Raw genomic sequence first — 15,780 nt, 5'->3', positions numbered from 1 at the left:
AACAGCCGTAATGGCACTAAATGATGGGCTGGGTGGTGGGACGTGGAGTGCCGCATCTGGAGCCAGGGAATGCCCTGACCGGCATAAGCCGTATGCAAGCGAGCGAAGACGCAAAAGGCCGGTTAAACGCGGAAAGACCCGCAGGGCGGGTCTTTCGTTATCCCCTGGCAGTAATCAGGAGATGCTTGGATCACTTGCTGTGAGCCTTCGGCGGCCGAACGACGCCGGAGTTCAGTTGTCGTCGCGGCGGCGTTCGTCCCAGCGTTCTTCGAGACTGCTCATGAACGTGCTCTTGGGCTTGGCCTTCCCTGGCCTTGCCTTGCCGCCTTTGCCGAAGGCCGAACCACGCAACGTGGCGAAGTAGACCCCTGCGCCCATGACGACGAACCCCAGGACACCTATGGGAATGGCTTGGATGGACACCCCAACCAGCAGGAGGAGGATACCTGCGATAGCGCCGAGCACACCGATGATCACATGCCGGGTTGACCAGCTGCGTATGGGATCCGAGCCCATTGTGTTGGCAAACTTCGGATCGTCCTCATGAAGTTGCTTCTCCAGTTGCTCAAGCAGCTTCTGTTCGTGCTCCGAGAGGGGCATCGCGACCTCCTTTAGTCAGCCAGCGTCTGGACATAACGCGTCCTGTGCGTCTGTTACCAAAACGATCGGACCAAGGGAATCGTTCCCAAAATACTCTCTGGGTTCAGCGGGCATTCGGGGACCGACTGTTGAGGAAACAGTTTGTCCAGACGATCTAAATCTCTGTAATAAATAGGATAGTTTGTCGGACGCCGATCTGAAAGACACGCATCAGGCGAGCAAGGCGCCCTCCCGGAGATCAGGTCCCCGCCGGAGGCTTCCCGGGTTCCAAAAGCCGGGCAGGCAGCAAAGTCCTGGAACCAAAGCGTTCAGACACGCGGTCCAGAGCCTGCTCCGCGGCACGCCAATTATCGTCCCTGCGGTCAAGGCTCAACTGCATGGACGTCTGCCCGGCCGGCTCCAGTTGCTCAGCCCGTACCCCTACCAGGCGGACGCTCATGGATCGCGGCCCCAGTGACTCCAGCAGCTGCACCGCGACCTGGTAGATCAACTGGGCGCTGTCCACGGGAGTCTGCACAGTCCTGCTCCGCGAAACAGTGGAGAAGTCGGAGTAGCGAAGCTTGAGGGCAACAGTCCTCGCGAGCATGCCGGAGCTGCGAAGCCGCGAAGCCGTCCTATGCGACAGCCGCAGCAACTCCCGGTGCAGCAACGCGTTATCTCCCGTGTCCACTGCAAACGTTTCCTCCGCGCCGATGCTCTTTTCGAGCCGTGTCGGGGTTACCGGACGGGGGTCTATTCCCATGGACAGCCGGTGGACGTGCTCGCCGCTGGCCCCAAGCACCTTCCTCAAAGATGCGAGCGGCGTCGCGGCGACATCAGCAACGGTCCGGATACCCAGCCGGGCCAGGACTTCTCCGGTCTTTCCACCAACACCCCACAACGCATTGACGGGCAGGCTGTGCAGGTAGGGAACCGTGTCATCGGCATTGATTTGCAGGATCCCGTCCGGCTTGCAGCGCGTTGAGGCGATCTTGGCCACGAACTTGGAGGCAGCAATGCCCACGGAGGCAGTAATCCCCAGCTCCGATTCGACCCTGCGGCGGATCAGGTGCCCGATCTCAAGCGGCGTTCCCAGCCGCCTGATGGCACCACCCACGTCAAGGAATGCCTCGTCGACGCTCAGGGGCTCCACCAGGTCAGTGATCGAGGCGAAGATCTCCATCAATTGTGCCGAGACCTCGTAGTAGACCTTGTGCCGGGGATTGATAATGACTGCCGAAGGGCACCGCCTCATGGCGATGGACATGGGCATCGCGGATTTCACGCCAGTCGCCCGGGCCTCATACGAGGCGGACAGGACCACCGAACGTTCAGCCGGGAAACCAACGATCACCGGCTTGCCGCGAAGCTCCGGGCGGCTGCGAAGTTCCACCGAGACAAAAAATGCATCCATGTCCACATGAAGTATGCTGGTTCGCCTCAGTTCCCGCAGGGCATCTCCAGCGCTGCGGGCGGATCCGTTGCCGGCACCTTGGGCGCTACCGAATGCTTCCTGCCTCACAACGGCAATACTATGCCCGCCCACTGACTAAACTGGAGGCACAATCCGGCTCAGCCCCAGGAAGGATACCCTGTGAAGCTCTTTGGAACTCCTCAAACGCGAGGGTTTGCCCTGCTCGCAGTAAGTGTCGCAGTGGCGGCCTCAGCCTGCACACCGTCGACCGGGGGTTCAGCAGCTCCATCCCCAAGCGACGCGGCTTCGGCGTCGTCCTCGTCCTCATCGAGCGCCGCGTCGACTCCGTCCGGCTCCGCCACCTCCTCAGCCACAGCATCCCCGGGCACCACCGCTCCGGCTCCCGATGCGACCGCCACAGTGAATGCCTTGGTCCCCGGCTTCCCGCAGCAACTGATTCCAGTCATGCCCAACACGTCGGTCCGCTCAAGCAGCGTGGACAAAAAGGACACCCTGACCAACGTTGCGCTCGTCGGCACTGTCAAAGCGCCTCCGGAAGGGGTGGTGGACTACTACAAGGCATCACTGGAAGCCCAGGGATTCAAGCTGGTTCCCGGCCCCGAAGCCGTGGGCAATGTCACCTCCCTTGACTTCATCCGGGGCGACGGGGAGACCGTCAACGTCTCCATCCGGCAGAAGGAGGGTGTTTCCACCTTCACCATCGGAGCCAATGTGGCAGCAGGATCGGTCAAGTGACGGTTTCCGCCCAGGTGTCCTCTGAACAAACAGAGTTCGTCAGTGCCGTTGCCGGGAAACTCAACGGCTTCCTTTCGGGCCAGCAGGACCTCATGGCCGGCGTCTCGGCCGACGTCGCACCACTCATCGGTTCGATTTCCCAGCTGGTCACCGGAGGAAAGCGCCTGAGGGCGCTGATGTGTTACTGGGGTTGGCGGGGCGCGGGCGGCGGTGCCGGCGATCCTGACATCGTCACGGCCGGGTGCGCCCTTGAACTGTTCCAGGCCGCAGCGCTTATCCACGACGACATCATCGACCGTTCTGATACGCGGCGGGGCGGGCCCAGCGTCCATAAGAGATTCAGCCAACTCCATGAGGCCCAGGGGTGGGCCCTGGACAGCGGGCGATTCGGCGACGCCGCGGCCATCTTGACCGGGGATCTCTGCCTGTCCTTCAGTGAGGAGTCCTTCACCGGTATCGGGCCACGTGCGGCGTCCGGCACCCCGGCCCGCGGGATCTTCAACGTCATGCGCGCAGAGGTGATGGCCGGCCAGTACCTGGACATCCTTGAAGAAGTGGCAGGACCCGTCCGCGACCGCGCGGGATCCGTGGACCGGGCGAAGTCGATCATCCGGTACAAGTCTGCGAAGTATTCCACCGAACATCCCCTTGCCCTCGGCGGGGCATTGGCGGGAGCCCCGGCGGAGCTCCTACGGGCCTACTCGGAGTTCTCCTTGCCGCTTGGCGAGGCCTTCCAGATGCGGGACGACGTCCTGGGAGTTTTCGGCGATCCTGAAACCACCGGCAAACCAGCCGGGGACGACCTCCGCGAAGGAAAAAGGACGGTCCTTGTAGGTTTCGCCATCAACCAGGCCGGCCCAGCCGAAGCCGATTACCTTGACCGCACCTTGGGCAATCCCGGGCTCGGAGCGGAAGAAGTGGAAGCGATCAGGCGAATCATTGTCGAAAGTGGCGCGCTCGAGGCTACGGAGGCGCTCATTGCCGAACTCAGCTCGCAGGCCTTTGCAGCCCTGGAGCGATTGCCCCTTCAGGAAGTCCCGCTGACGGCGCTCAGCCAGCTTGCCGAAGCAGCTGTGAGCCGCGCGGCCTGACCGCCGACGCACGTTGCGCCACAGAGTCAGCCGGCCCCAACAAAACATGACGCGTACGACGACGGTGGAGACCGTCGTCGTACGCGTTTAAGTGTGTTTTACCCCAGGGGGCGCGGCTTTACCAGGCCAGTGACTGGGCGCGGCGCCTGATCTCGGTCTTGCGCCCTTCCCGCAAGGCGTCGATGGGCCGCCCCCGCAGCGACTCGTCGGGGGTGAACAGCCAAACAATCAGCTCTTCGTCGGTATATCCGGCGTCGCTGAGAACCGCGACCGTCCCCTTCAGGCTGTCAACGACGTGACCGTCCTGAATAAACAGGGCCGGGATCGAACGGACATTCCGTTCTCCCCGCCTGATGGCAACAATGGCCCGCTCGTCCAGAAGTCCGTGGACCTTGGTGATGGAAACTTCCAGCAGTTCGGCGACATCCGGCAAGGGCAGCCAGTCGGAAACAAGGCTTTCTACATTACTCACGGAACAAGGTTGCCACGCCGCCCCGCCCCTCGCCTAGCCGGAGGACGACGGCGATACCGGCCGATGCGGTGCAGGCCGCCAATTCTGTCGGATAAATCGGGAAGCATAATCCATTACGTCCCGAATTGTTGTGCCGATGGAATAAGTGTGAGAGATTCACACTGATCACTCTTGCACCATTGATAACATCAGTAACATTGGTAACACTGACAACAGCGCTAACAATCGCCCCGCTGTTGAGATGAGGACACTTTCATGACGACGCCCCGCTCGCCGAAACGAACCATGAGCATGCCGGTCATTGCGGCAACCACGGCTGCGCTTCCCGCCGTGGTCTTGTCCTCTTTGGCCTTGGCGCAACCTTCAATTGCGGCACCGGCCCCGCAGCAGCCCCGCAAGATTCCGGCCACCCTTGCGGCAGCCATGAAGGCCCAGGCAGCCAATACCGGCACCGTGATACCGGCCCAGGCCGTCGCGGCTACGCTTCCCGCGGCCCTCCGCCCGATGGCGCCGTCGGTACCGGACACCTACACCATCGTCCGCGGCGACACCATCAGCGCAATTGCCCGCCGCTTCAACCTGGACACCAACGCGGTGCTGGAACTGAACAAGCTCACAGCAACCACGCTGATCTTCCCCGGACAGACGATCAAGCTCACCGGGACCGCTTCGGCCGCCCCGGCAAAGCCTTCCGCTCCGGCAGCACCCAGCACGCCCAGCACCCCGGGGAACGGCGCTGTCTACACGGTGGTCTCCGGCGACACCCTGAGTGCCATCGCCGCCAAGCACGGTGTGCCGTTGTCCAGCATTTTCAGCTGGAACAACCTCAGTGGCAGCTCCATCATTTACCCGGGACAGAAGATCAAGGTCAGTGGCGGGTCCGCTCCCGCTGCGCCCACGGCGCCTTCGGCCCCCGCAACACCGGCTCCCGCACCCACCACCGGCGCAGGTTCGTACATCATCAAGGCCGGCGACACGCTCAGCTCCATCGCCTCACGGAACGGCGTTTCCCTGGCTGCGTTGATGAGTGCCAACAACGTCACGGCCACCACCGTGATCTATCCCGGCCAGAAGCTCACCATTCCCGGCGCGGGCACCAGCCTCCAGCCCGCGGGTGAGACCAAACCGCTGGTTCCCAGCACCTTCCTTGGTTTCACCTATCCTCCGGCGGTCGTCAGTTCCGCCAACGAGAACAAGGCGCTCCTGAATGCCTCCCCGGTGCCCACCCGCGCCGAAATGAAGGGCATTGTGGCCGACACCGCGCGGCGTATGGGTGTGAGCCCATCCTTGGCCTTGGCCTTCGCCGAGCAGGAGTCAGGCTTTGACCAGCGGGCCGTATCACCGGCCAACGCGATCGGCACCATGCAGGTCATCCCATCCTCGGGCCAGTGGGCATCCGATTTGGTAGGCCGGAAACTCAACCTCCTGGACCCGTACGACAACGCCACCGCAGGCGTTGCCATCATTCGGGCGCTCATTGCCACGAGCAAGGACCTGGACACCGCAATCGCCGGCTATTACCAAGGCCAGTACTCAGTCAGCAAGTACGGAATGTACGACGACACCAAGCGCTACGTCGAGTCGATCAAGGCCCGCCAGCGCACGTTCGGCTAGGTCTTTCCCAGCACCTCGGAAGGGGCCCGCATCCTGCCTGGATTCGGGCCCCTTCCCCGTCTCGTTTAGGATCGTAAGGTGCAAGAACCAACGCAGGACCACCTCATCGGGACAACCGTGGACGGCCGATATACGGTCCGCTCACGCCTCGCCAGGGGCGGCATGTCCACCGTGTACCTGGCTACGGACCAGCGCCTGGAGCGGGACGTAGCCGTCAAAGTCCTGCACCCGAACCTGGCCAACGATCCCACTTTCCTGCAACGCCTGAGCCGCGAAGCCAAGGCCGCCGCCAGTCTCTCCCACCCACACATCGTGGGGGTCCTGGATCAGGGCGAGGACGGCCATATCGCCTACCTCGTCATGGAATACGTCAAGGGACACACCCTTCGCGACGTCATGACTGAGCAAGGGGCCCTCCCGCCGCGACTCGCGTTGGCGCTGATCGATCCTGTCATTGAAGGACTCGCCGCCGCCCACGGCTCCGGACTGATCCATCGCGACATCAAGCCCGAGAACGTCCTCATTGCCGACGACGGGCGCATCAAGGTAGCCGACTTCGGATTGGCCAGGGCAATCTCAGCCAACACCAGCACGGGCGCCCTGATCGGCACCGTCGCTTACCTGGCCCCTGAACTCGTTCTGGGCCAGGCCGCTGACGCCCGCAGCGACATCTACTCCGCCGGCATCATGCTGTACGAAATGCTGACCGGGAAACAACCCTACGCAGGCGACTCCCCCATCCAGGTGGCGTACCAGCACGTCAACTCCGTTGTCGGGCGGCCGTCGGACGTGGCTCCTGGACTGGCAGACGACCTGGACGAACTGGTTCAGTGGTGCACCGCCACAGATGCCGAAAACCGCCCCGTCGACGGCACTGCCCTGTTGACGGAGCTGCGCCACATCCGAACCACCCTCACCGATGAGCAGCTGGACCACAGGCAGTCCCCTGCCCCTGCTCCGCACTCCCCTGCCTACGCACCTGAGACGGCACCGTTAGGCAGTCCGGCCGGAAATCCCACCGAGGCCCTGGCGACCACGGCGTCCCCCACTGAGTTCATCTCACAGCAGCGCAATCCCACCACCATCATGGCGGCGGGCACGGGGCTCCAACGTTCCACACAGGATCCCACCGACCACGAACTGAACCAGCCCGGCAAGCGTGAGCTGAAAAGAATTGAACGGCAGCAGGCAAAAGACCGCGCCAGGGCCGCGGCGACTCCGGTCCGCCAACTACGGGAAGGCAACCCACGCCGCCGCGGCATAATCTGGACCATCGTCATCGTCATCCTGGCATTGTTGGCCGCCTCTGCCGGGTGGTTCTTCGGCATGGGTCCCGGGTCTCCCGGAACCATCCCTGACGTCAAGAACAAGACCGTGGCGGAGGCCCAGCAATTGCTCCGCACAGCCGGCTTCCAGTCTGAGCCGCGGGACGTGTTCGACGACGACATACTGCCCGGTTACGCTGTGGGAACGGAGCCCAAATCCGGCGCGGAAGTCCGGAAATTCCAATCCGTCACAGTCTTCGTTTCCAAGGGTGCACAGCTCTTTCCGCTGCCGGCGCTCACGGGAGGCACACTTGCGGAGGCCAAGACCGCCCTGAACGCGGCGCAAATGGCGCTTGGCAACGTGACCGAAGCCTTCGACGACAAGGTGCCGGCCGGCGTCGTGATCTCACAGGACCCCGCAACCGGCAAGGAGGTGCGGCATGGCACACCTGTGGCTTTGGTGGTGTCCAAGGGGCCGCAGCCGATTCCCGTCCCTGACGTCAGGGGCCTGACGAAGGACGCCGCCATCAAGGCGCTCCAGGACGTGGGATTGAAGGCTGTGGTCGCGCCGGACGCGGTACATGACAAGAAGGTCCCCAAGGACGCCGTACTTTCCCAGGCGCCGGCAAGCGGAAACCTCGTCAAGGGAGACACTGTAACTCTTACCTTGTCTGATGGACCGCGGATGGTGAAGGTTCCCAGCTTCGTCGGCAAGCAGGCAAAGGATGCCCGCAAGCAGCTCGAAGACCTGGGGTTCGAGGTGAAGATCAACGAAATCCTGGGCGGCTTCTTCGGGACTGTCCGTGATCAGAACCCTGTCAACATCGAGGTGGCAGAGGGTTCCCTCATCACACTGACAGTCGTCTGATACCTGGCGAGACAACAGAAGGCGCGGTCCCGTATCAAGGGACCGCGCCTTCTGCTTTGTCAGTTCATGTCGTCAGCGCTTGGAGAGCGCCCCGGCCACCAGGAACGCCATCTCCAACGACTGCATGTGGTTCAGGCGCGGGTCGCAGACCGACTCGTAGCGGTCCAGGAACGCGTCCTGGTCGATCGGATCGGCACCGCCCAGGCACTCCGCGACGTCGTCGCCCGTCATCTCGACGTGAAGGCCGCCCGGGACCGTACCCAGCGAGTGGTGGACCTCGAAGAAGCCACGGACCTCGTCAATGACGTCGTCAAAGTTGCGGGTCTTGTAGCCGTTGGGCGAAGTGACCGTGTTGCCGTGCATCGGGTCCGTGACCCACAGGACCTGGGCACCGGAGGCAGTCACACGCTCGACGACGGCGGGCAGCTTCTCGCGGATGTTCTTGGCACCCATGCGGGTAATGAAAGTGAGACGGCCCGGTTCGCGGTTGGGGTCCAACTTATCGATCAGGCGCAGGGCGTCGTCACCGCTGGTGGTCGGACCAAGCTTGACGCCGATCGGGTTCCGGACACGGGACAGGAAGTCCACGTGGGCGTGGTCCAGTTCGCGGGTCCGCTCACCGATCCACAGGAAGTGCGACGACGTGTCGTACGGCAGGCCCGTGCGTGAGTCGATGCGTGTCAGCGCGCGCTCGTAGTCCAGCAGCAGTGCTTCGTGGCTGGCGAAGAATTCGACGCGCTTGAGTGCCTCAAAGTCGGCGCCACACGAATCCATGAAGCTGATGGCCCTGTCGATGTCCCGCGCGAGGGACTCGTAGCGTGCGTGCGCAGGGTTCTCTGTGAACCCCTTGTTCCACTGGTGCACCAGGCGAAGGTCAGCAAAGCCGCCCTGTGTGAACGCCCGGATGAGGTTCAAGGTGGATGCGGAGGTGTGGTACGCCTTGAGCATGCGGCTTGCGTCGTGTGCGCGTGACTCTGGAGTGAAGTCGTAACCGTTGACGATGTCGCCGCGGTACGCGGGGAGGGTCACGCCGTCGCGCGTTTCATCGTTGGAGGAGCGTGGCTTGGCGAACTGGCCGGCCATGCGGCCCATCTTGATGACGGGCATGGCGGCACCGTACGTGAGAACGACAGCCATCTGGAGGATGGTCTTCACCCGTGCACTGATCTTGTCCGCCGTTGCTGCCTCGAAAGTCTCGGCACAGTCTCCGCCCTGGAGGAGGAAGGCCTTGCCCTGGGCAGCGGCTGCGAGCCGTTCCCGGAGGACGTCCACTTCACCGGCGAAAACCAGCGGCGGCACCGCTGACAGCTCTTTGACGGAAGCCTTGAAGACCTCGGAGTCCGACCATGTTGGCTGCTGGGAGATCGGCAGGTCCCGCCAGGCGTCAAGCCCGGGATAGTTCGCAGCTCCGCTCTGGGCGGTGCTTGCGAGGGGGTCTGCAATGGCGGGTGCGGTGTTCGCGGTTAGCTCAGTCACCCTTAAAGAGTAGTAGCCTCCGGCAGGGTTGCGGGACTGCAGCCGTAACTGACGATGGCCGGGGCGTCACAGTTTCCCTGCTGATCCGTTCGCCCCGCTCCGGGGTTCATCCCTGTCATCGGAGATGTCGGGGGTCGAGTCCTCGGCAACCTCGACTTTCCGGACCGGCTCAGGGCCTTTTCCGGCGAGCTGGGCCTTGACCACTGCTGCGTACTCATCCACGTATTCCTGGCCTGAGAGGCGCATCAGGCTGGACATGATTTCATCGGTAACGGCCCGCTGGACCTGGCGGTCGTCCTCCAGGCCGTAGTAGCGGCTGAAGTCCATCGGCTGCCCAAAGATGATGCCGATCCGGCGGATATTTGGCAGTCTCTTGCCGATGGGCTGGACCTTTTCGGTCCCGATCATGGCTACCGGCACTACCGGCACCCGCGTCTGAAGGGCCAGCTTGGCGACGCCCACCTTGCCGCGGTAGAGCCTGGCATCGGGGCTGCGGGTGCCTTCAGGGTAAATTCCCAACAATCCTCCGGACGCCAGCACATCCTTTCCTGCCTGAAGGGACATTTCCGACGCAGCGCCGCCCGAACGGTCCATGGGGAGCTGGTTGCTCAACCGGAAGAACATCGCAGTCAGCCGTCCCTTGATGCCTTTCCCGGTGAAGTACTCGGACTTGGCCAGGAAGATCACGGGGCGACGAACCATCAAGGGAAGGAAGATGGAGTCGGAAAAGGACAAGTGGTTGGAAGCAAGGATGGCTGCGCCGTTGTCGGGAACGTTATCCACGCCCTTGACCCAGGGACGGAACAGAAGCTTGAGGATCGGACCAAGGAAAATCCTCTTCATGACCCAATAGAACACGTTAGTCCCCTCACGGCCGACGGTTGGCATGCTTCCGGCAACCCGGCCGGCACTCAACAGCAACCCTACTCCAGTGAGAAATCTCCGGAACAGTGACACGATGGGACGCATGACGGAACGCCCTTCACCTGCTGCGACGCTCGCCTTTCACTATGCCGGGCATGGACCAAACGCCTCCACGGGCGTGGCCATCTGCCACGGTTTCACGGGCAGCCCCCTGAGCATGCTCCCGTGGGCTGAGTATCTGGCCTCCCAGGGATTTGCCGTCTCCGTGCCGCTCCTCCCCGGCCACGGGACCAGCTGGCAGGACCTCGCCTCCACCCGTTGGCAGGAGTGGTACCGGACCTTCGAGCAGAGCTACCTTGAACTTGCTGGACAGACCAGGACCTGTTTCGTTGCCGGGCTGTCAATGGGAGGTGCCGTGGCACTTCGGGTTGCCGCAGTCCACGACGTGCCTGGCCTGGTGCTGGTCAATCCCGGCCTCAGCTTCTATGACAGGCGGGTGAAGTACGTGGGCGCCCTGAAGTATGTCATGCGGACCACCACCCCCATTGTGGAGGACTCACCGGCGCCGGAGACCGATGAGACGGGCGACTACTCCAAGACTCCCTTGAAATCAGTGCACGAGTTGAAGAAGCTTTTCCGCGCCGCGACCCGTGGCCTGCCGGAAGTGCAGGCACCTGCATTGGTATTCAAATCGGCGGTGGATGGCGTCATCCCTCCAAGTTCCGTGGCCACCATCGAACGGCACATCGCTTCCTCGCGCCTGAAGGTCGTGACGCTTCCCCATAGCGGGCACGTAGCCACCCTGGATGTGGACGCGCCCACCATTTTCGAAGAATCCGCCAGGTTTTTCCGTCAGCACGCCTACGACAGAGTAGCCTCAGAGTCATCATGAACATGCTTCCGGATTTCTCGCCGTTCTCCAGCCAGTGGAACGGGATCGGGCCACGCGTTGGCGTTGTGATGTCCCATGGCTTCACCGGCAGCCCGCACAGCGTCAGGCCGTGGGCTGAACACCTGGCCGCTGCAGGCTACGCTGTCCGCCTGCCCCTGCTTCCGGGCCACGGCACCACCTGGCAGGACATGGCCACCCGTTCCTGGCGGGAATGGCACCGGGCAGTTGACGATGCATACCTCGAACTGGCGGCCGAGTGCGACTACGTCTTCGCTGCAGGCTTGTCCATGGGCGGTACCCTGGCCCTGCGGATCGCGGCCACCCGACCCGTAGCCGGAACTATCGTGGTCAACCCGGGACTGGTCCTCGATGACCCGCGTGCAGTGGTCGTAGCGGCGTTGAAGTATGTGGTGAAGTCGACTCCGGCCATCGCCAACGACATCCTCAAGCCGGACCAGGATGAAGGTGCCTACACCCGAACGCCGGTGGCTGCAGCCCATCAACTCAAGAAGATGTACAAGGACACTGCTGCCCTTCTCCCCCGCATCAATGCTCCTGTTCGTGTCTACAAATCAACAGTGGACAACGTCATCTCGAAGGCAAGCCTGGAACTCCTTCGTTCCCGCTCCAGCGCCCCTGTCGACATCCACTACCTGGCCAACAGCTACCACGTGGCCACGCTCGATAACGATGCCCCCGAGATCTTCCAGGGCACGGTGGACTTCATCCAAAAAACCGTTGCGAACCTGGCCGGACACGGAGCTTCCCCCGAAAAGGACACCGCCCATGAACAGGCCTGATCCCAACTCCGCCGATCAAAGCGCGAACAAGGATGACGACGCCGTATGGCTGGACCTCGTGGCCAGGCTGGAGGCCACGCCCTCGTCGTCCACGGAACACTCGGACCCACCACGTGAGGAGCCCGAGCCCGGCGACGGCGGACGGCCACAGCGGGGTACCGGCAAGGCGTTCAAGGACTTTGATCCGCTGGGACTAACGACGCCCGCTACTGAACCTTCGCCCGACGCGTCCGCGGTCCCGGACACGGGTGAGGGTGCAGGCCGGCCTTTGGGCCCCCGCGATTTTGAGGTCGAGGACCTGGACGATGCCTTTGTCCCCGAAGAGCCACCCAGTTTGGCGGGCACCGAGCCCTTGATCATGCTGGCATGGGTCGGCGCAGTGGGAGGTCCTTTGGCACTGCTGTTCACGGCCATGTTCTGGCGGTCCGCGCCACTGACCGCGGTGATGGGGATCGTCGCGGCCTTCGTGGTCTCGGTCGTCTACCTCATCATGCGGCTTCCCCAGGAAAAGAATGAGGACGACGACGGCGCCCGCCTCTAGGTGCCTACGCCCCCCCTTTTGTCCTACGTCCCCTTTGGTCCTGCGGACTTAGCTGTGCGCGCGTCCGCTGACCCGCGATAGGTCTGCAGCACCGATCATTCCGGCCCGCGGACCGAGGGCAGCCAGGTCAATCCTGGCCATGGGGCGGAATCCGCGCCCGGTAAGGTTCTTGGCGAACGATTCCCGCGCCGGGCCAGCGAGCAACTCCCCTGCATCGCACAGTCCTCCGCCGATTACGAACGTTCCGGGGTCGAGGGCAGCTGCGAGATTGGCCAGGCCAAGTCCCAACCATTCTCCCTGGTCTGCCAGAAGCTCCCGGGAGGTGGCGTCGCCGGCCAGGGCCAGGGATGTGACGGTGGCCCCGGTCATGTTCTCGGCCGTGCCACCTGCCCTTTCCAGGAGCGCCCGCCCCTCGGGAGAGTTCGTCCGGACCAGTTGCCGGGCTTCCCTTCCCAGGGCGTTGCCTGAGGCATACTGCTCCCAGCACCCTCGGTTACCGCATTCGCATCGGTGCCCTCCGGGGAAAATGATCTGGTGGCCGAATTCGCCGGCCACGCCATATCGGCCGCGCTCCACCTTGCCATCCATCACCATGGCACCACCAATACCTGTACCCAAGGTGATGCACACCAAGCGGCTCTCGCCGCGTCCTGCACCGAAGCGCCACTCTGCCCAGGCCGCCGCGTCGGCGTCGTTGGTCAGCAGTACCGGCCGCCGGAGCAGTTTTTGCAGGCTGTCCCGCAGGGGCTCATTGCGCCAGGCCAGATGGGGGCTGAAGAGGACCGTGCCGCCGTCGAGGTCCATCCACCCTGCGGCACCGATTCCCACCGAAGCGACACGGTGCCCGGCGCTGAGCTCGTCAACGAGCTCCACAATGGTCTGTTCCACAGCCCGCGGGTCGGACCCTGGGGTCGAGCGTCGGGCTTCAGCGAGGACGCGCCCCTCCGCGTCCACCACGCCGGCCGCCACCTTGGTGCCGCCTATGTCGATCCCGATCGCCAGCCCCCGCCGGCCCATGTGGCTGCGGCGCGCACCCCAGGGAACATCCTTGAAGACCGGCGCTGGAGGCCTGAGTCGGGCACGGGAGCTGGACCTAAATGCGGGCATCCCCTCATCCTATTCGCCAGCCCCCTCACTACGGGAACCGGGCGCCCCCAAAGGGCCCGAGTTGCTTGAAATGACGGGTAATCCGTAAAGTTACTCGCCAGTAGGTGAAATAGAACACACCTCCATGAGCGGGCATACTAGAGTGAAAGCAGCCCCTCGTGGCCCGTGCATATCAAAGGAGCTAGCGTGCGTGAAATCAGTGTTCCTCCCCTCGTGAGCATCGCTCCGGAAACCAACATCACGGACTTCGTGATTCGGGCAGCGGAGAAGGCATCCAACCCTGCACTGTTTTCCAAGCTGGACAGCAACGCCCAGTGGCAGGACATTCGCGCCAAGGATTTCCTCGCGGACGTGCAGGCCCTTGCCAAAGGCCTGATTGCCAGTGGAGTAGGGCAGGGCGACCGAATCGGAATCATGTCCAGGACCCGGTACGAATGGTCCCTCGTAGACTTCGCCATCTGGTTTGCCGGCGCAGTCTCGGTGCCCATCTATGAAACGTCCTCTCCCTCGCAGGTGGCGTGGAACCTGGGCGATTCCGGCGCAGTGGCGGCCTTTGGCGAAGCAGCCCACCACGAGGACATCATCCGCCAGGCGGTTGCCGCGGAAGATATCAGCTCGGTAGCCAACGTGTGGCAGCTTGAGGGTACGGGACTGGATGCACTCCGCGCTGCCGGCGCGGGAGTATCCGATGACGAACTCGAATCACGACGTTCCGCCGCGGGGCTGGCTGACCTTGCCACCATTATCTACACGTCAGGCACCACGGGCCGTCCGAAGGGGTGCGAACTGACCCATGGCAACTTCGTGGAGCTTTCAGAGAACGCCCGTGCGTCCCTCCCGGGAATCATCAACGAAGACGGCAAGACCATCATGTTTCTGCCCCTGGCCCACGTCTTTGCCCGCTTCATCTCGGTCCTGGCCGTGGCCGGTGGAGTCAAGGTGGCCCACACCCCCGATATCAAGAACCTGCTGGCCGATCTGCAAAGCTTCCAGCCCACCTTCATCCTTGCTGTCCCCCGCGTCTTTGAGAAGGTTTACAACTCAGCGCTGACCAAGGCGGAGGACGGCGGTAAGGGTGCGATCTTCCACCGGGCCGTGGACACGGCGATCGCCTACTCCAAAGCCCGCCAGTCCGGGTCACTGGGGCTCGGGCTGAAGATCAAGCATGCCGTGTTCGACAAACTCGTCTACGCAAAGCTCCGGGATGCCATGGGCGGCCACGTGGCCCATGCCGTGTCCGGTGGCGGTCCCTTGGGGGAACGCCTGGGCCACTTCTTCCAGGGCATTGGGCTCCAGATCCTGGAAGGGTACGGGCTCACGGAGACCACTGCCCCGATTTCGGTCAATACACCCTCCATGATCAAGATCGGCACAGTGGGCGCTCCCCTGCCCGGTAACTCCGTGAAGATCGCTGACGACGGCGAAATCCTTGCCAAGGGTGTATGTGTGATGCGCGGCTACTTCAACCGGCCGGACCTGACTGAAGAGACCTTCACTGATGGATGGTTCCGCACGGGCGATATCGGCGAACTGGACAGCAACGGGTTCCTGAAGATCACTGGCCGGAAGAAGGAAATCATCGTCACCGCCGGCGGCAAGAACGTGGTTCCGGCCCTCCTTGAGGACCAGATCCGCGCCGATGCGCTGGTCTCACAGGTCCTGGTGGTTGGCGACAACCGTCCCTTCATCGGCGCTCTGGTCACCTTGGACGAAGAGGCCCTGCCGGGGTGGCTGGAACGTCACGGACTCCCCGCTAAAACCTCACTCGACGAGGCTGCCGGGCACGCGGTGGTCAAGGCCGCCGTGCAGGAACTGGTCAGCAAGGCCAACCAGTCTGTTTCCCAGGCCGAGGCGATCAAGTCCTTCCGGATCGTCACCGCCGACTTTACAGAAGCCTCAGGGCACCTCACCCCCTCCCTGAAGGTCAAGCGCGCCCAGGTCATGAAGGACTTTGACGCGATCATCGAGGAGATGTACTCAGCGCCCCGCGCCTCCTAGCGAACGCAGCCCACGGCGAACAAAAAAGTACCCCGTCCCACAT

At 63.2% G+C, this 15,780-nt stretch carries 15 protein-coding genes; 8 read left to right on the top strand and 7 right to left on the bottom strand.

Features of this window, described 5'->3' with window-relative positions; translation table 11 throughout:
• Nucleotides 1-231: 231 nt before the first annotated feature.
• From LRQ04_RS12195 to LRQ04_RS12185, 3 genes are all read right to left on the bottom strand, one after another.
• Nucleotides 232-600 carry a DUF3040 domain-containing protein gene (locus tag LRQ04_RS12195; RefSeq protein ID WP_235520426.1) on the bottom strand — a complete coding sequence of 123 codons (369 nt, stop codon included), beginning with the start codon at nucleotides 598-600 and terminating at the stop codon, nucleotides 232-234.
• Between the two features lie 238 nt (nucleotides 601-838).
• The gene (gene dinB, locus LRQ04_RS12190; protein WP_308194926.1) at nucleotides 839-2,101 is read right to left on the bottom strand and encodes a DNA polymerase IV; all 1,263 of its coding nucleotides are present in this window, start codon (nucleotides 2,099-2,101) and stop codon (nucleotides 839-841) included.
• 92 nt (nucleotides 2,102-2,193) lie between these two features.
• On the bottom strand, nucleotides 2,194-2,460 hold the full coding sequence (locus tag LRQ04_RS12185; protein ID WP_235520425.1) for a hypothetical protein: 267 nt from the start codon (nucleotides 2,458-2,460) through the stop codon (nucleotides 2,194-2,196).
• Here LRQ04_RS12185 and LRQ04_RS12180 point away from each other — a divergent pair.
• Entirely contained in the window at nucleotides 2,459-2,749 is a 291-nt protein-coding gene (locus LRQ04_RS12180) for a hypothetical protein (RefSeq protein WP_235520424.1), read from the top strand. The genes LRQ04_RS12185 and LRQ04_RS12180 overlap by 2 nt on opposite strands.
• A complete protein-coding gene (locus tag LRQ04_RS12175) occupies nucleotides 2,746-3,840 on the top strand; it encodes a polyprenyl synthetase family protein (protein WP_235520423.1) in 1,095 nt (364 codons plus the stop codon). Before LRQ04_RS12180 ends, LRQ04_RS12175 begins: the two co-directional genes overlap by 4 nt.
• 118 nt (nucleotides 3,841-3,958) lie before the next feature.
• On the opposite strand, the gene LRQ04_RS12170 is transcribed toward LRQ04_RS12175, so the two are convergent.
• Nucleotides 3,959-4,312, bottom strand: coding sequence for an Rv2175c family DNA-binding protein (locus LRQ04_RS12170; protein WP_235520422.1), 354 nt, complete (start codon nucleotides 4,310-4,312; stop codon nucleotides 3,959-3,961).
• Between the two features lie 255 nt (nucleotides 4,313-4,567).
• On the opposite strand from LRQ04_RS12170, the gene LRQ04_RS12165 reads away from it, so the two are divergent.
• Together LRQ04_RS12165 and pknB are read left to right on the top strand one after the other, a co-directional pair.
• Complete coding sequence (locus LRQ04_RS12165) at nucleotides 4,568-5,926, top strand: lytic transglycosylase domain-containing protein (RefSeq protein ID WP_235520421.1); 1,359 nt, start codon at nucleotides 4,568-4,570, stop codon at nucleotides 5,924-5,926.
• A gap of 78 nt (nucleotides 5,927-6,004) precedes the next feature.
• Nucleotides 6,005-8,059, top strand: coding sequence for a Stk1 family PASTA domain-containing Ser/Thr kinase (gene pknB, locus LRQ04_RS12160; RefSeq protein ID WP_235520420.1), 2,055 nt, complete (start codon nucleotides 6,005-6,007; stop codon nucleotides 8,057-8,059).
• A gap of 72 nt (nucleotides 8,060-8,131) precedes the next feature.
• Here the strand turns inward: pknB and LRQ04_RS12155 are convergent, their stop codons facing one another.
• Together LRQ04_RS12155 and LRQ04_RS12150 are read right to left on the bottom strand one after the other, a co-directional pair.
• Complete coding sequence (locus LRQ04_RS12155) at nucleotides 8,132-9,535, bottom strand: class II 3-deoxy-7-phosphoheptulonate synthase (protein WP_235520419.1); 1,404 nt, start codon at nucleotides 9,533-9,535, stop codon at nucleotides 8,132-8,134.
• A 66-nt stretch (nucleotides 9,536-9,601) separates the two neighbouring features.
• The gene (locus tag LRQ04_RS12150; RefSeq protein WP_235520418.1) at nucleotides 9,602-10,393 is read right to left on the bottom strand and encodes a 1-acyl-sn-glycerol-3-phosphate acyltransferase; all 792 of its coding nucleotides are present in this window, start codon (nucleotides 10,391-10,393) and stop codon (nucleotides 9,602-9,604) included.
• 109 nt (nucleotides 10,394-10,502) lie between these two features.
• Between LRQ04_RS12150 and LRQ04_RS12145 the strand changes: the two genes are divergently transcribed.
• Genes LRQ04_RS12145 through LRQ04_RS12135 form a run of 3 tightly spaced genes read left to right on the top strand, consistent with a single transcriptional unit; the run spans nucleotide 10,503 to nucleotide 12,632 of the window.
• The gene (locus LRQ04_RS12145) at nucleotides 10,503-11,291 is read left to right on the top strand and encodes a carboxylesterase (RefSeq protein WP_235520417.1); all 789 of its coding nucleotides are present in this window, start codon (nucleotides 10,503-10,505) and stop codon (nucleotides 11,289-11,291) included.
• Nucleotides 11,288-12,091: a carboxylesterase gene (locus LRQ04_RS12140; RefSeq protein ID WP_235520416.1), complete on the top strand. Its 804-nt coding sequence runs from the start codon at nucleotides 11,288-11,290 to the stop codon at nucleotides 12,089-12,091. The genes LRQ04_RS12145 and LRQ04_RS12140 overlap by 4 nt, the downstream gene beginning before the upstream one ends.
• On the top strand, nucleotides 12,078-12,632 hold the full coding sequence (locus LRQ04_RS12135; RefSeq protein ID WP_235520415.1) for a hypothetical protein: 555 nt from the start codon (nucleotides 12,078-12,080) through the stop codon (nucleotides 12,630-12,632). Before LRQ04_RS12140 ends, LRQ04_RS12135 begins: the two co-directional genes overlap by 14 nt.
• A 48-nt stretch (nucleotides 12,633-12,680) precedes the next feature.
• Here the strand turns inward: LRQ04_RS12135 and LRQ04_RS12130 are convergent, their stop codons facing one another.
• A complete protein-coding gene (locus tag LRQ04_RS12130; RefSeq protein ID WP_235520414.1) occupies nucleotides 12,681-13,739 on the bottom strand; it encodes an ROK family protein in 1,059 nt (352 codons plus the stop codon).
• A gap of 186 nt (nucleotides 13,740-13,925) precedes the next feature.
• Between LRQ04_RS12130 and LRQ04_RS12125 the strand changes: the two genes are divergently transcribed.
• Nucleotides 13,926-15,737 carry a long-chain fatty acid--CoA ligase gene (locus LRQ04_RS12125; RefSeq protein ID WP_235520413.1) on the top strand — a complete coding sequence of 604 codons (1,812 nt, stop codon included), beginning with the start codon at nucleotides 13,926-13,928 and terminating at the stop codon, nucleotides 15,735-15,737.
• Nucleotides 15,738-15,780: the final 43 nt, after the last annotated feature.

This window comes from Paenarthrobacter sp. AR 02 (genome assembly GCF_021538675.1).
Classification (GTDB): Bacteria; Actinomycetota; Actinomycetes; order Actinomycetales; family Micrococcaceae; genus Arthrobacter.
Note: the sequence above shows the minus strand (reverse complement) of the source record. Positions and strands in the feature narration are given on the sequence as shown.

What these genes read in the sequence shown, in the direction of transcription:
- LRQ04_RS12195 (WP_235520426.1), bottom strand. Translation starts at nt 600, where the DNA reads ATGCCCCTCTCGGAGCACGAACAGAAGCTGCTTGAGCAACTGGAGAAG.
- LRQ04_RS12180 (WP_235520424.1), top strand. Translation starts at nt 2,459, where the DNA reads ATGCCCAACACGTCGGTCCGCTCAAGCAGCGTGGACAAAAAGGACACC.
- LRQ04_RS12185 (WP_235520425.1), bottom strand. Translation starts at nt 2,460, where the DNA reads ATGACTGGAATCAGTTGCTGCGGGAAGCCGGGGACCAAGGCATTCACT.
- LRQ04_RS12165 (WP_235520421.1), top strand. Translation starts at nt 4,568, where the DNA reads ATGACGACGCCCCGCTCGCCGAAACGAACCATGAGCATGCCGGTCATT.
- LRQ04_RS12145 (WP_235520417.1), top strand. Translation starts at nt 10,503, where the DNA reads ATGACGGAACGCCCTTCACCTGCTGCGACGCTCGCCTTTCACTATGCC.
- LRQ04_RS12140 (WP_235520416.1), top strand. Translation starts at nt 11,288, where the DNA reads ATGAACATGCTTCCGGATTTCTCGCCGTTCTCCAGCCAGTGGAACGGG.
- LRQ04_RS12135 (WP_235520415.1), top strand. Translation starts at nt 12,078, where the DNA reads ATGAACAGGCCTGATCCCAACTCCGCCGATCAAAGCGCGAACAAGGAT.
- LRQ04_RS12130 (WP_235520414.1), bottom strand. Translation starts at nt 13,739, where the DNA reads ATGCCCGCATTTAGGTCCAGCTCCCGTGCCCGACTCAGGCCTCCAGCG.